Source organism: Haloferax sp. Atlit-12N, assembly GCF_003383095.1.
In the GTDB taxonomy this organism is placed as follows: Archaea; Halobacteriota; Halobacteria; order Halobacteriales; family Haloferacaceae; genus Haloferax.
Genome location: NZ_PSYW01000001.1, coordinates 656,162 through 669,782, shown reverse-complemented (window position 1 = coordinate 669,782; position 13,621 = coordinate 656,162). Strand labels below are relative to the sequence as shown.

Sequence of the window (13,621 nt, the reverse complement as noted above, 5' to 3'; positions counted from 1 at the left end):
GTGACGCTAAGAAGGGACGGTTGGTAGTGGTTCCGCTCTATTTCGGCGGGCGAAGCCGGTAGTAGCGGCGGTTGAGGTTGTACATGTACCCCTCGCGCATCGTCTTCAGTATCGCGTAGGTGATGGTCCCGAAGACGAACGGGAGCAGGAACGTCAGGTCGAACAGCAGGTCGACGTTCATCGGCATGAGGTTCTTGATGGCCAGAAGCGAGATGGTCATCGCGAACACCACGCCGAAGACGCCGACTGCGGACCAGAACGGCTGCTCGACGGGTCGCCGGGCCGAGCCCTTGTTGAGGAAGGGCACGATGGCGATGAAGCCGACGACGACGCCGTTCGCCAGCACGCCGTAGGTACGGTCGGCCATCAGCTTCTGTCCGCCGAGGATGGCCAGTTCGGGGTTCAGCGGGTTGAGCTTGAGCAGGCCGAACGACCAGTAGAGATACCAGTCGGGCAGGATAATCGCCGGGGTACTCGACGGATTCGCGGGGTTGCCGATGTGCGGCGGCATGGTCGCCGAGAGGAACAGAATCATCCCGACGAAGAACGACGCAATCGAGAGGTTACGAACGGTCTCGTGGGGCCACGTGGGGAACGCCAGCACGTCGCGTTCGACGTAGTCGGACTCCGTGCGGAGGTCCTGGTCTTCACGACGTGCGCGCTCGAAGTACTCGTAGGTGAGCCGGGAGAGCCCCGTCTTGCGAGCCTTGCGCTCGCTCCACGTGGGCGTCTCGTCGTCCGGGGCCACGATGCCCGCGCCGTCGGATCGAATCTCCTCGTTTTCGGGTTCGTTGTCGCTCATGATTGTCACCTCAGTGCGGCTCCGCGATGCCCTGCACCCACACGATGCCGATGTGGATCGCGATGAGCGTCGTCACGACGAACGGGAGCAGGAACACGTGGATGATGTACATGCGCTGTAGCGTCGACTGGCTCAGCGAGAAGCCGCCGAACAGGAGCTGTGCGACCCACTCACCGGCGAGCGGGACCGACAGCGACATCTCGACGCCGATCTGCCCCGCCCAGTAGGCTAGCTGGTCCCACGGGAGAAGGTATCCGGTGTACCCGAACACCATCGTCAGGCTGATCAGGACGATGCCGAGAAGCCAGTTCAGCTCGCGGGGTTCCTTGTACGACCCCGTGAAGTAGACACGGAGCATGTGCAAGAACACGGCCGCGACCATGACCTGCGCCGCCCAACGGTGGACGGAGCGGAGCATGAAGCCGAACTGCAGGTCGCGCATGATGAATTCGATACTGCTGTAGGCCGTCGTGGGGTCACCGGTCGTCGCCGGGGAGTAGTAGAACCCGAGAAGGGCACCACTGATCGCCGCGACGACGTACGCGAGCGTCGAGAACAAGCCGAGCGTGTACAGGGGGTACCAGTACCAGAACTTGTTGTCGAGGTTGTACTGCTCGGTGTGGCTCTTCGGCATCTGGAGATTAACTCGGTAGTAGAGTGTCTCCAGAAGTTCCAGATAATCGACGATGCGGAGTCGCTTATCCAGCCAGATGAGCGTGGTGAGGAAGGTGGCCTCGACCGGGGTGAGGTCCTTCTTTTTCATCCAGGCCTTGTGGTCGTAGTCGTCTTTGCGTTCGAGACTCATGGTTTATCGCTTGTAGTAGGGGTACACCGCGCGTTTGACCTGTTCCCACGCGTCATCGCTGCTGAAGGTGACACCGTCGACGTCCTCCTCGCGGACGTAGAGGTCTTCCCACTTGCGACGCCGCTTTTTGACGATCATCACGTCGGGGAGGAACTCCTTGCGGTACAGCGCGAGGATGAACGCGAGGTCCACGAAGATGACGGCGAGGACGCCGCCGAGGAACATGTTCCCCGTGTCCGTCAGACCCCAGCCCGAGACGAAGCCGTAGGTGAAGAGGAACACGAACACGACCTCGATAATCGTCAGGAGGACGATTGCGATGGCCGCTGCGGTGCTCTCTCGCGCCGGTTCGTATCGGTGAATATCGCCGTATGTGCTGCCGGTCGAAGACATTATTCGCCACCTCCGGTGTTACCCGTATTTGGGGACTCGCCGTACTTCAAGATGAAGAACGTGTAGATGATGGTGACGAGGATACCCAGAATCGTCGCCGAGCCGACCCAGTGGGCCTGAATCGGGACGCCGAGTTCGTGCAGTTCCTTCTCGCCGCCACCGCCGGTGCTGATAGTCGCCACGTCGTCGCCGACGGCGACCGCGCCGAGCATGCCGAGCGCCTCGTGCGGCACACAGTGGTACTTCGTGATGCCACCGTTCTCGAACGTGAACTCGTAGGTGGTTCCGGCCTCGGAGACGGCCGCGCCGGAGTCGAGCGACGCACCCTCGCTCGCGACGACGTTGTGCCCGCCGCCTTCGCCGGTCCACTCCCACGTCACGGTCGTGCCGGGGTCGATCCAGATGCCAGCCGGTGCGAACGCAAGGTTACCTCCGTTGCCGGACGCACCAACTTCGATGGTGACCTCACTCTGACCGCGGAGGTCTTCGTAGCCTCCGTCGATGCCGTCGAGGTAGCCACCGAAGTCGGGTTGAACCTGCGCTCCACCGCCGCTTTCCGCCGCAGCAGCGGTCCCGGCGGCAGCGGTCGCGGCGGCTGTCGCACCGCCAGCCGTTCGGAGAAACTCCCGCCTTTTCATACGGTCGTTCGTCAGGATGGGATGCGCTTAAACCCACCGACTATGCCGTCACGGAGGGTGTTTCGCGAGGTGGTCGACCGCCGCTTTCAACCCTCAGAACTGTGGTCGTCTCCCTCGGGAGGTTCGACCAGGGACGCGACGTTCTCGTCCCCGTCGAACGTCGGGACGAACTCGGGGCGCGACCCGCCTTCGAGACCCATGACGCGGAGCCTGTCTCGGTACTCCTCGGCGCGGAAGCGGTCCGAGAGCCGGGCGTTGGCCACGACGACGAAGAGGAAAAAGCCGATGACGAGAAAGCCCAGGCCGGCCAGCGGCGCGATAATCGATTCGAGGTCGGGGAGGACGAGCCACGCGCCGATGAGCGCGAACCCGCCAAGCAACTGGCCGAACGCGACGATTTGGAGCATCCGATTCCCGAAGTCGCCGGTCCCCTGTGCGACCTCTTCGGGTTCGGGGAGCCTGACGGTCTCGGGCGCGTCGTTCACCTCGAAGTCCTCCATCGAACAGAGCGCGACGGTCGGTTTCACGTCGCGGAGGACAGTCCCCTCGCCCTCGACGCTCCCGTCCGGGTAGACGACGGCGTAGCCCTCGTCTGAGTACGCGAGAATCCGGGGCTCGCCGTCTTCGGTCACGCGTTCGAGGACGGCAAACACCTCGCGAATCGCGACCCGGTAGCGGAGCTCCTGTTCGACGCGGTTGAGCAACTCCTCGCCGACGACCCACGAATCGGGGTCGAACGCGGCGTCCCACTCTTCGGGGGTCATCTTCGCCATGTCGGCCGGGCCGAAGTTCTCGAAGTCGTACTTGGCTTCGACCTCCTCGCGGAGGGCCGCGAGTTCCGCGTCGGACATCGCGGCGTCGGCGTCCGCATCCGGTGACGAGCCGTCGTCGGCCGGGGCGGAAGACGAGTCTGACATCGCCCCGGAGTAGGGTCCACGCCGGTAAACGTGTTCCGACCCCGAACCGCACCCGCCACGGGCGACTCGCCGCGTGACGCTCCGAAACGCGAGTCCGGTTGGTCCGGCGCTCGAAAGTGTAGTTCGAAACTCGAATTCGAGGCGTCGTGACCGACGTTCGGGGGCCGCCGCGTGGTCTAGCGCTCGAACGGGACGCCGCGCATCGGTCCCTTTAGGCCAACCGGGTCCTAACGCCGTGCGATGGCAGACGAGACCACGCTCGCCACGCTCGCCGCGATTACCGTCACGGCCAGCTTCCCGTTTTACATCTACGGCGCGTGGATAATGATCGACGCCGAAACGGTGTCGTGGGATGTGCTCGTCTACCACCTCAAAATCATCTTCCCCGGGCTCGTGTTGAACACGGTCCCGGTCGTCACGTGGATGATCCCCCGGCTTTTTCAGCAGCTCAACGGCCTCAGCGCCCTCCATGCGATTCTCGGCCTGCAGGCGTACGCGATGCTCGTCTTCGCGCTCACAGGAATCGTCCGCATCTTCCAGGCCAAGTGGGAGGCCGACCTCTACCGCGACCCGGACCAGGACCTGTCACTCGACGACCTCCACGAGAACATGGGCGCGTGGCGCGGTCGCCTCCGCGTCGGCGTCTTCGGCTACGTCATCTTCTGGGTGTTCGCGTGGCTACTCGGTATCTACCGCTACCTGAGCGGCTACGTGTTCGTCTGAGCGCTCACCACGCCTCGCCGCTGGCGAGGTCGATGTCGTGGTCGAGTTTCGACGAGGGACAGACGTCTTCGAGCACGCACGCGTCGCAGTCGGGGTTTCGAGCGTCGCAGACGGCCCGGCCGTGGCTGATGAACAGATGCGTAAACTGCTGCCAGTCTCGCTCGGGAACGACTGGCATCAGGTCCTCTTCGATTCGCTCGGGGTACTCCTCCTCTGTCAGACCGAGTCGACGCGAGAGCCGCTGGACGTGGGTGTCGACGACGATGCCCTCCACGATGTCGTGACCGTGCTGGAGGACGACGTTCGCGGTCTTCCGGCCGACGCCGGCGAGGTCGGTCAGCGCCGACATGGTGTCCGGAACCTCGCCGTCGTGCTTCTCGATGATGTCCGCGCACGCGGAGCGGATGTACTTCGCCTTGTTGTTGTAGTAGGTGATGGAGCTGATGTCGTCGGCCAACTCCTCCTGGTCGGCGGCGGCGTAGTCCGCGGCGTCGTCGTACTTCTCGAACAGCTCCGCGGTGACTTTGTTGACGCGCTCGTCGGTACACTGCGCCGAAAGCATGACGGCGATGAGCAGTTCGAGGCGGTTCGAGTAGGAAAGCGAGATGGTGGTGTCGGGGTACTCCTCGTACAGTCGGTCGAGGACCTCCTCGGCTTGCGCCTCGCGGCTTTCGAGTGGCGTGCCCATATCTGTGGGTGCGACCCGGTCGGTTTCAGTCGTTCGGGTTGGGGCGAGGGGTTCGGATTCCTGACTATCCGGATTCTCGCGGTCTAAGAGCCAGCGGTCGGTGTTATCGACGCGTCAAGCGTCTCAAAGAACGGAGTGAGTACGATGACACCGACCACCGACTCCCGACGGGATGGCAGTCCGCCGACCGAGACGCGAACCGAACGAACTACTGAGACGCCGGGCGCACACGGCTCCCAGCGCGAGCGGTACGTCGCCGGCGCGATGCTGTTCGCGTTCGGCCTGCTCGCGCTCATGGGAATCATCACCGCCGAGGCGTTCTACCCCGGCTACAACGCGGGCGTACAGGAGATAAGCGACCTCGGCGCGACGAGGCCGCCCAACAGCGTCATCCTCCAGCCGTCGGCGACGATTTTCAACGCGACGATGATACTTTCGGGGCTGTTGGTCCTCGGCGCGAGCTATTTCGCACACCGGGCGTTCCGCGACCGCGTCGTCACCGCCGCCGTCGCCGCCCTCGGCCTCGGCGTCCTCGGCGTGGGCATCTTCGACGGGAGCGAAGCCCCGATGCACGGGCTGTTCGCGCTCCTGACGTTCTTCGCCGGCGGCGTCTCTGCGGTCGTCGCCGCGCGGGTCATCGAGACGCCGTTCCGGTATCTCTCGGTCGCGGTGGGCGGGTTCGTCCTCGCCCTCTTGGTGAGTATCTTCGCGTTCGGCCTCCTCGGCGTCTCGCATCCGCTTTCGTTCCTCGGCGCGGGTGGTATCGAGCGCTACGTCGCCTACCCGGTGCTCCTGTGGTTCATCGGGTTCGGCGGCTACCTAATGGGGGCCGCGCCGGAGACCGGTTCCGTTGACCCGACCGACTCCGCGCCCGCAAACACGCCCGGCTCCCGCTGACACTCCCGATTCGGTTACTCGAATACCGACGATTTATCATTCACGACCGCGACCGACCGAGTATGTCCGCGCTCGAACTCCCCGGCCGGCGCGAATCGTGGTTGACCGCGGCCGCGACGCTCGGCGGGTACGGTCTCATCCTCGCCGCGATGTTCCTCGCGCTGTTCGTCCTGCCGTACTTCGCGTTCGCCGCGTAGTCACTCGGCGGCCGGCGTCGCGCGAAAAGTGAAGACGGAATCGAACGCTGAAACGGAGCGAACCGCGACTCGCGTCGTTACGCGAACGCGCGGGAGACTTCCGTCTCGTCCGAAGCTTCCTGCTGAATCTTCTCCCAGGCGTCGAGGAAGTCCTGCATGTATATCTCCGTGCGGTCGTCGCGGATGGCGAACATCCCCGCCTCCGTACAGACGGCCTTGATGTCGGCACCGGAGGCGTTGTCGGCCATCTCGGCGAGTTCGACGAAGTCCACGTCGTCGGAGACGTTCATCTTCCGGGTGTGAATCTGGAAGATTATCTCGCGGCCGTCCTCGTTCGGCTTGGGCACCTCGATGAGGCGGTCGAACCGGCCGGGGCGGAGAATCGCGGGGTCGAGCATGTCGAAGCGGTTGGTCGCCGCGATGATGCGGATGTTGCCGCGCTCGTCGAAGCCGTCCATCTCGGCGAGCAGCTGCATCATCGTGCGCTGGACCTCGGCGTCGCCGGAGGTCTTCGAGTCCGTGCGCTTCGAGGCGATAGCGTCAATCTCGTCGATGAAGATGACGGCGGGCTCGTTCTCACGGGCGACCTCGAACAGGTCGCGGACGAGCTTCGCGCCCTCGCCGATGAACTTGTGCACCAGCTCGGAGCCGGCCATCTTGATGAACGAGGCGTTCGTCTGGTTGGCGACAGCCTTTGCGAGCATCGTCTTGCCCGTGCCCGGCGGGCCGTAGAGGAGCACGCCGGACGGCGGGTCGATGCCCACCTTCTCGAACATCTCGGGGCGGTCGAGCGGCATCTCGACCGTCTCGCGGACCTCCTGCATCTGCTCTTCGAGTCCACCGATGTCCTCGTAGGTCACGTCGGGGCTGTGTTCGACCTGCATCACGCGAGCCCGGACGTCCGTCTCCTTGTCGAGTCGCTTGACGATAGAGAGGGAGTTGTTCACGGCGACGCGCGCGTCGGGTTCGAGCTCCTCGCGCATCTCGTCTGTCACTTCGGTGAGGGCCTCTTGGTTGTTACCGTGCTGCTTGATGATGACCCCCTCGTCGGTGATTTCCTGAACCGTCGCAACGAAGAGCGGCGACTGCTTGAGCTTCTTGTTCTCGTGGGTAAGCCGCTCGAGCTTCTGTTGATACTTGTTGTTCTCGGCGTTCGTGTCGAGGAGCTTGTCGCGCATCTCCTCGTTCTGCGTTTCGAGAACTTCGAGCCGCTCTTGAAGGGCGGTGATCTTCTCCTGCTGCGACGCCGAGTCCTTATCGTAGGGGAGATCGACGTCGTCCACAGTATCGGTCATCATCCGGCATAGGGTGCAGGTTCATAAGAGGCTTCGGGTGTGTGAGGGATTCGCCGCCTAGGGGGCGTCTCCCGCCCGGATGACGAGTCTGACACACGTCACATAAATTTCTACCAGTAATAAATCTGGATAGAAAATATTATCTAATAGCATTGCATGGTGTCTCGTACGATGAGCACCACGGAAGCAGTCGAACGCGAGTCCGAGCCCCAGTCAGACGACCGGTGGGAATCGGTTCGAGACATGCCCCCGAGCGCGAAGTTGGTCGCGAAGATTCTCGACTACGAGGACACGCTCACCCAGAGTCAAATCGCCGAAGAATCGCTTCTGCCCCCGCGTACCGTCCGCTACGCGCTCTCCCGACTGGAAGACGAGGGCGCGGTCGACTCCCGATTTTCGTTCTCCGACGCGCGCAAGCGCCTCTACACGCTCAACATTTAAATCCGAACGCGCGGCCACGTCGTCGCATGTCTTCGCCCGCTCCCGATGCCGTCGGCCGCGCGCTCTCCGCGCTCGCCGACACCGATGCCGGTTCCTGTGACTACGAGTCGCGCCCGTCCGCCGAAGTCGTCGCCGAGGCGCGAACCGCCTTCGAGTCGCTCCACTCTGCCGCCCGGTTTCTCTCCGACGGAGGCGAACTAACGCTCCGCCGAGCGGTCGGTGAGGCCGCCCGCCGCGGACATCACGACTGCGCGCGCACCGGGCGGACGCTCCTCGCGGACCTCGACCGTCTACGCGGCGCGCTCGGCGACCCGGCCGACGAGTCGGACCGGGGCTCCTGCGTCGCTCGGGGACGACCGCGGGACGCAGACCACTTTCGCTCCGGTCGCACAACCGTTTTCAGCGGCGGTGGCGAACCGGTTGATAGATGACACGGGTGATACACACCGGCGACACCCACATCGGGTATCAGCAGTACCACTCGCCGGAGCGCCGACAGGACTTCCTCGACGCCTTCGAGCGGGTCGTCGCGGACGCGCTCGACGGAGACGTGGACGCCGTCGTCCACGCCGGCGACCTCTACCACGACCGCCGTCCCGAACTCCCCGACCTCCTTGGGACGCTCGCCGCGCTCCGCCGCCTCGACGACGCCGGGATTCCCTTCCTCGCCATCGTCGGCAACCACGAGTCGACCCGCGGGGGCCAGTGGCTCGACCTCTTCGAGCGCCTCGGACTGGCGACGAGACTCGGGCGCGACCCGCACGTCGTCGGCGACGTGGCCTTCTACGGGCTCGACCACGTCCCGCGCTCCCGACGCGACGAACTTGACTACCAGTTCGAACCGCACGACGCCGAGCGCGCGGTGCTCGTCGCCCACGGTCTGTTCACGCCCTTCGCGCACGCCGACTGGGAGACCGAAACCGTCCTCGCCGAATCGAACGTCGACTTCGACGCGGTCCTCCTCGGCGACAACCACGTCCCCGACACCGCCGAACTCGACGGGACGTGGGTGACCTACTGCGGGTCGACCGAGCGCGCGAGCGCGAGCGAGCGCGACCCGCGCGGATACAACCTCGTTCAGTTCGCGCCCGACGAGGTCGACATCCGCCGTCGCACCCTCGAAACGCGCCCGTTCGCCTTCGTCGAGGTCGACCTCGCCGGCGACGAGGGCATCGAGCGCGTCCGCCAGCGCGTCCGCGAGTTCGACCTCGAAGACGCGGTCGTCATCGTCGAACTGCGAGGCGAGGGCGAGAGCGTCACGCCCGCGGCGGTCGAGTCGTTCGCCGTCGAGGAGGGCGCGCTCGTCGCCCGCGTCAACGACAAGCGCGACATCGACGACGACGGCGAACTGGCGACCGACGTGACCTTCGCCGACCCCGACGACGCGGTGCGCGAGCGGGTCCGCGAGATGGGCCTGTCGAGCGCCGCGCTCGACGTGGACGAGACGGTCCGCGCGAGCAAGGTCGCCGACTCGAACGTCCGCGACGAGGTCCGCGAGCGCGTCGAATCGCTGCTTTCGGACGACCCCGGAGCCTTCGTCGCCGCCGAGCGCGAGAGCGACGCCGAGGACGAGAACAAGGACAGAAATTCGGAGGCCGCCGAGAACGCGGCGGACGCTGCGGACGTGGAAGCCGCCGAAGACGCGGCCGAGACCACCGCTGAAACGACGACCGAATCCGACTCGGAGGCCGCCGCGGACCCGGCGGCGAACCGCGACAGCTCGCTGGGTGATTTCGCGTGAGGTTCACCCGCATCGCCATCCGGAACTTCAAACCCTACGAGGACGCCGAACTCGACCTCCGAGACGGCGTTACGGTCATCCACGGCGTCAACGGCAGCGGCAAGTCGTCGCTCCTCGAAGCATGTTTCTTCGCGCTCTACGGCTCGAAGGCGCTCGCGGGGACGCTCGAAGACGTGGTGACCACGGGCGCGGACGACGCTGAAATCGCGCTCGAATTCGTTCACGACGGTGGCGAGTACCGCATCGACCGCCGGATTCGCGTCTCCGGCGACCGCGCGACCACCGCCAAATGCGTCCTCGAAGGCCCCGAGGGAACCGTCGAGGGCGCGCGAGACGTTCGCCGGCACGTCGCGTCGCTCCTGCGGATGGACGCCGAGGCGTTCGTGAACTGCGCGTACGTCCAGCAGGGCGAGGTCAACAAGCTCATCAACGCGACGCCGAGCCAGCGCCAGGACATGATAGACGACCTCCTCCAACTCGGAAAGCTCGAGACGTACCGCGAACGGGCCGGCAACGCCCGCCTCGGGGTCGAAGACGTGCTGACGAAAAAGCGGAGCGTCCTCGAAGACGTCGAGTCGCAAATCGAGGCCAAAGAGGAGGCGGACCTCCACGCGACGCTCAACGCGCTCGAATCCGAACTCGACTCCCTCGACGAGGAGATTTCGAACTACGAGGGCCAACGCGACAAGGCGAAGGCGGCGCTCGACGCCGCGGAGGCGACGCTCGACGAGCACGCCGAAAAGCGGGAACGACTCGATGAGGTCGAGTCGGCAATCGAGGACCTGACCGCGAAAATCTCCGCAGACGAGACGAAGCGCGACGACCTCTCGGAGCGCGTCCGCGAACTCGACGCCGCCATCGACGACCTCGAATCCGACATCGACGACGCCCTCGACCGGGCCGACCTCGACGACGCGAGCGACGAGGCGATAGCCGACGCGCGGGAGGCGCTTTCGGAGCGCGAATCAGAACTGCGTGACGACCTCTCCGAGGCGCGGACGCGGGCGCAGGCGTTCGAGACGCAAGCCGAGCGGCTCGCCGAACGCGCCGACGACCTCGAATCGCGCGCCGAGGAGAAACGCGAGGCCGCCGACGCCGACGCGGAGACCGCCGCCGACGCCGAGCAGGAGCTCGAATCGTTCCGCGAGACGCGCGCGGAGCTTCGGTCGTCGCTCGACGACGCCGAAGCACGGTTCGAAGACGCCCCCGTCGAACTCGGCGAGGCAGCCGAACTCCTCGAACAACGACGGGAGGCGCGGTCCGACGCCCGCGAGTCGCTCGCGGAGACGGAGACCGAACTGAAGAACGCGCGCGAGCGCCTCGCCGAGGCCGAGCGCCTCCGCGACGCGGGCAAGTGCCCCGAGTGCGGGCAGCCGGTGGAGGGCTCGCCCCACGTCGACGCCATCAGCGAGCGCGAGGCTGCGGTCGAGTCGCTGGAGGCCGACCGCGCATCGCTCGAATCGGCCGTCGAGTCGCACTCGGCGGCCGTCGAGGCGGCCGAGACACTGGTCCAAGTCGAGAACCACGCGAGCTCTCAGCGCGACAAACTCGACCTCGTGGAAGAACGCATCGCCGACCGCGAGGAGACCGTCGAGAGCCGCCGCGAGGCAGCCGAAGAAAAGCGCGAGGCCGCCGCGGAACTCGAAGCCGAAGCCGAGGAGAAACGCGAGGCCGCGACGACGCAGGCCGAGCGGGCCGAGGAAGTCGCTGAGACGGTCGAATCGCTCGAAGCAGACCTCAAATCCCTCGACGAGCGGCGCGACCGGCTCGACCGCGTCGAATCGCTGGTCGATACGCGGGCCGAGAAAATCGACGCCCGGGACCGGCTCCGCGAGAAGCGCGAGACGCTCGCCGAGGTGAACCGCGAGCGCCGCGAACACCTCCGAGAGCGTCGCGAGCGCCGCGACGAACTCCGCGAGACGGTCGACGAGGAGGTGGTCGAGGGGGCGAGACAGCGCAAGGAGAACGCCGCGGAGTACCTCGAGCGGGTCGAAGACGAGGTGTTGCCCGAACTACGAGACAAGCGCGACGAACTCCAGAGCCGCGTCGGCGGTATCGAGGCCGAACTCGAACAGTTGGACGGCCTCCGGGAGCGCCGTGAACACCTCTCCGAGCGCGTCGACGCCCTCGAATCGGTCCACGAGGAGGTGTCGACGCTCGAATCGACCTACGGCGACCTCCGGGCGGAGCTTCGCCAGCGCAACGTCGAGGTGCTCGAACGGATGCTCAACGAGACGTTCGACCTCGTCTACGCCAACGACGCCTACTCGCGCATCCGACTCGACGGCGAGTACGGCTTGACGGTGTTCCAGAAGGACGGCACCGCGCTCGAACCCGAACAGCTCTCGGGCGGCGAGCGCGCCCTGTTCAACCTCAGCCTCCGGTGTGCCATCTACCGGCTCCTCGCCGAGGGTATCGACGGCGCGGCCCCGCTCCCCCCGCTCATCCTCGACGAGCCGACGGTCTTCCTCGACGACGGCCACGTCTCGCGGCTGGTCGATCTCGTCGAGGACATGCAGAACCGCGGCGTCAAGCAGATTCTCATCGTCAGCCACGACGACGAACTGGTCGGCGCGGCCGACGACCTCGTCCGCGTGGAGAAGAACCCGACGACGAACCGCTCGACGGTTGAGCGGACTGACGCGCCGACCGTCGAGAGCGTGCTCGCGGACGACTGAGGTCGCTCGCGTCCGCCGCGATACTCTATTCGCTCGCCCGCAGTAATTCGACCCCTTCTTTCGCGGCGTCGGTTGCCTCGTAGCCGCGTTCCCCGTAGACCGTGGTCTCGTCGACGAGACCGGCGACCCGGAACTCGGTCAGGAGGCCGTGGAGGTCGCTCTCGCAGAGGTCGTAGGCCCCGAGGAGGTCGACCACGGGAAGCGGACCGCGGTCGACGAGGTCAACCAGAAGGCCCAGTCCGCGCTCGGTCGGGACCGCGACGAGGATTTTCCGGACCGGTTCGGGGACGGCGCGCGCGGCGGTTTCGAGCGGGGACTCGCCGCTCACGGCTTCGAGGTCGTCGTTCGGCAGGTACCGCTCCTCGCCGGTCTTGGGGTCGCGGACGCGGCTGGCGTCGCTCGACTGCTTGACGAGGAGGTACGTCCGGCCGTCTGGCCCGCGGACGGTTCGCATATGTCTCGGCGAAGGGCGCGGCGACTGTTAGCGGTTGCGCTCGGGAGCGTCTTCGTCGGTGTCGCTTACGTCATCGGCGTCCACACCATCTGCATCGTCCTTGTCGTCTGCGTCGTCCGACCCGTCTACGTCGTCCTCGTCGTCCTGCCACTCCCCTCGCTTGAACTCCCGGTAGATGGAGTAGACGCGGACGAGCACGACCGCGCCGAACAGAAACAGACCGCCGCCGAGGAGCGTGTCGCCGCGGAAGTAGACGAGCATCGGGCCAACCGTGACTCCCGCGAGGCCGACGTTCGCCAGTACGACGCTCGCCCAGAATAACCGGGCGACCTCGGGGTTCACGTCGGGGGAGAACTCTGGTGCGTTGTCGCCGTCATCCTCCGGGTCGTCGCCGCCGTCGTCGGCGTCTTCACCGGGGATGCGAACGCGGGGAATCGTCGGGAGCTCCTTCTCGGGATTGCCCCAGCGGGCTTCCGGGTCGCCCCAGCGGGCCTCGGGGTCGCCCCACCGTTTTTCGGGGTCGATCTTCGAGGCCATGTCCGACGAGGGACGCTCCGCGTCGTCGTCCCCGTCGGTCGCGTCGGCGGGCGTCCCCTCGCGTCGCTCGTCGTCCGTCACGCTCGCGTCGAGACGCCGTGCCGAGAAAAAGTGTCCGTTTCGGCCGAGTCAGGCGCAGTCGTCGAGGCGCATCGAGCGCGAGGCCTCGACCCACGCGAGTGGGTTCTCCGCGTCGTAGAACACCACGCCACCGTCGATATCGTAGGATTCGACCGTTTCGGCTCCCGTCGGACCAGCCGGTCCGTCGCCGTCGATCGTGCCATCCCACCGCTCCGGAGTTGCGTGGTCGGTCATATCGTGTGACAAGGAATGTCACACACGGATATATGTCTTTCCGTGGTTCGGGTTGCGGTTCGTGGAAACGCCGGGGTTTTTAGCCGCGCCATCGAAGCGA

General features: G+C 65.8%; 17 protein-coding genes. 7 read left to right on the top strand and 10 right to left on the bottom strand.

Annotated features, from left to right (window positions below; genetic code table 11):
- Positions 1–37 precede the first annotated feature (37 nt).
- The 5 genes from C5B90_RS03465 to C5B90_RS03445 form a co-directional block, all read right to left on the bottom strand.
- On the bottom strand, positions 38–802 hold the full coding sequence (locus C5B90_RS03465; RefSeq protein ID WP_058828059.1) for a cytochrome bc complex cytochrome b subunit: 765 nt from the start codon (positions 800–802) through the stop codon (positions 38–40).
- 10 nt (positions 803–812) lie between these two features.
- Positions 813–1,607 carry a cytochrome bc complex cytochrome b subunit gene (locus C5B90_RS03460; RefSeq protein WP_004972586.1) on the bottom strand — a complete coding sequence of 265 codons (795 nt, stop codon included), beginning with the start codon at positions 1,605–1,607 and terminating at the stop codon, positions 813–815.
- Between the two features lie 3 nt (positions 1,608–1,610).
- A complete protein-coding gene (locus C5B90_RS03455; protein ID WP_004971171.1) occupies positions 1,611–2,000 on the bottom strand; it encodes a hypothetical protein in 390 nt (129 codons plus the stop codon).
- On the bottom strand, positions 2,000–2,638 hold the full coding sequence (locus tag C5B90_RS03450) for a halocyanin domain-containing protein (RefSeq protein ID WP_115879114.1): 639 nt from the start codon (positions 2,636–2,638) through the stop codon (positions 2,000–2,002). Before C5B90_RS03450 ends, C5B90_RS03455 begins: the two co-directional genes overlap by 1 nt.
- An 86-nt stretch (positions 2,639–2,724) precedes the next feature.
- On the bottom strand, positions 2,725–3,555 hold the full coding sequence (locus C5B90_RS03445; protein ID WP_115879112.1) for a hypothetical protein: 831 nt from the start codon (positions 3,553–3,555) through the stop codon (positions 2,725–2,727).
- Between the two features lie 240 nt (positions 3,556–3,795).
- Here C5B90_RS03445 and C5B90_RS03440 point away from each other — a divergent pair, with 240 nt between their 5' ends.
- Complete coding sequence (locus C5B90_RS03440) at positions 3,796–4,278, top strand: hypothetical protein (protein ID WP_115879110.1); 483 nt, start codon at positions 3,796–3,798, stop codon at positions 4,276–4,278.
- 4 nt (positions 4,279–4,282) lie between these two features.
- On the opposite strand, the gene nth is transcribed toward C5B90_RS03440, so the two are convergent.
- A complete protein-coding gene (nth, locus tag C5B90_RS03435; RefSeq protein WP_115879108.1) occupies positions 4,283–4,966 on the bottom strand; it encodes an endonuclease III in 684 nt (227 codons plus the stop codon).
- A gap of 144 nt (positions 4,967–5,110) precedes the next feature.
- Here nth and C5B90_RS03430 point away from each other — a divergent pair, with 144 nt between their 5' ends.
- Positions 5,111–5,863, top strand: a complete 753-nt coding sequence (locus tag C5B90_RS03430; protein WP_115879106.1) for a DUF998 domain-containing protein — start codon at positions 5,111–5,113, stop codon at positions 5,861–5,863.
- Between the two features lie 62 nt (positions 5,864–5,925).
- Entirely contained in the window at positions 5,926–6,060 is a 135-nt protein-coding gene (locus tag C5B90_RS21190; RefSeq protein ID WP_004972580.1) for a hypothetical protein, read from the top strand.
- Positions 6,061–6,137: 77 nt separating this feature from the next.
- Here C5B90_RS21190 and C5B90_RS03425 read toward each other — a convergent pair whose 3' ends face one another.
- Positions 6,138–7,355 (bottom strand): proteasome-activating nucleotidase, encoded by a 1,218-nt coding sequence (locus C5B90_RS03425; RefSeq protein ID WP_004971162.1) that lies wholly within the window; start codon positions 7,353–7,355, stop codon positions 6,138–6,140.
- Positions 7,356–7,526: 171 nt separating this feature from the next.
- On the opposite strand from C5B90_RS03425, the gene C5B90_RS03420 reads away from it, so the two are divergent.
- From C5B90_RS03420 to rad50, 4 genes are read left to right on the top strand one after another with little or no spacing between them, the layout of a single operon-like run.
- Complete coding sequence (locus C5B90_RS03420; RefSeq protein ID WP_004972579.1) at positions 7,527–7,796, top strand: helix-turn-helix domain-containing protein; 270 nt, start codon at positions 7,527–7,529, stop codon at positions 7,794–7,796.
- 26 nt (positions 7,797–7,822) lie between these two features.
- A complete protein-coding gene (locus C5B90_RS03415) occupies positions 7,823–8,227 on the top strand; it encodes a hypothetical protein (RefSeq protein ID WP_115879104.1) in 405 nt (134 codons plus the stop codon).
- Positions 8,224–9,537 carry a DNA double-strand break repair protein Mre11 gene (mre11, locus tag C5B90_RS03410; RefSeq protein WP_115879102.1) on the top strand — a complete coding sequence of 438 codons (1,314 nt, stop codon included), beginning with the start codon at positions 8,224–8,226 and terminating at the stop codon, positions 9,535–9,537. Before C5B90_RS03415 ends, mre11 begins: the two co-directional genes overlap by 4 nt.
- Entirely contained in the window at positions 9,534–12,215 is a 2,682-nt protein-coding gene (rad50, locus tag C5B90_RS03405; protein ID WP_115879100.1) for a DNA double-strand break repair ATPase Rad50, read from the top strand. Before mre11 ends, rad50 begins: the two co-directional genes overlap by 4 nt.
- Before the next feature lie 25 nt (positions 12,216–12,240).
- Here the strand turns inward: rad50 and C5B90_RS03400 are convergent, their stop codons facing one another.
- Genes C5B90_RS03400 through C5B90_RS03390 form a run of 3 tightly spaced genes read right to left on the bottom strand, consistent with a single transcriptional unit; the run spans position 12,241 to position 13,521 of the window.
- Positions 12,241–12,669, bottom strand: coding sequence for a hypothetical protein (locus C5B90_RS03400; RefSeq protein WP_115879098.1), 429 nt, complete (start codon positions 12,667–12,669; stop codon positions 12,241–12,243).
- Between the two features lie 27 nt (positions 12,670–12,696).
- Positions 12,697–13,287, bottom strand: coding sequence for a hypothetical protein (locus C5B90_RS03395; RefSeq protein WP_115879096.1), 591 nt, complete (start codon positions 13,285–13,287; stop codon positions 12,697–12,699).
- A 48-nt stretch (positions 13,288–13,335) separates the two neighbouring features.
- Positions 13,336–13,521 carry a hypothetical protein gene (locus C5B90_RS03390; RefSeq protein ID WP_004972572.1) on the bottom strand — a complete coding sequence of 62 codons (186 nt, stop codon included), beginning with the start codon at positions 13,519–13,521 and terminating at the stop codon, positions 13,336–13,338.
- Positions 13,522–13,621: the final 100 nt, after the last annotated feature.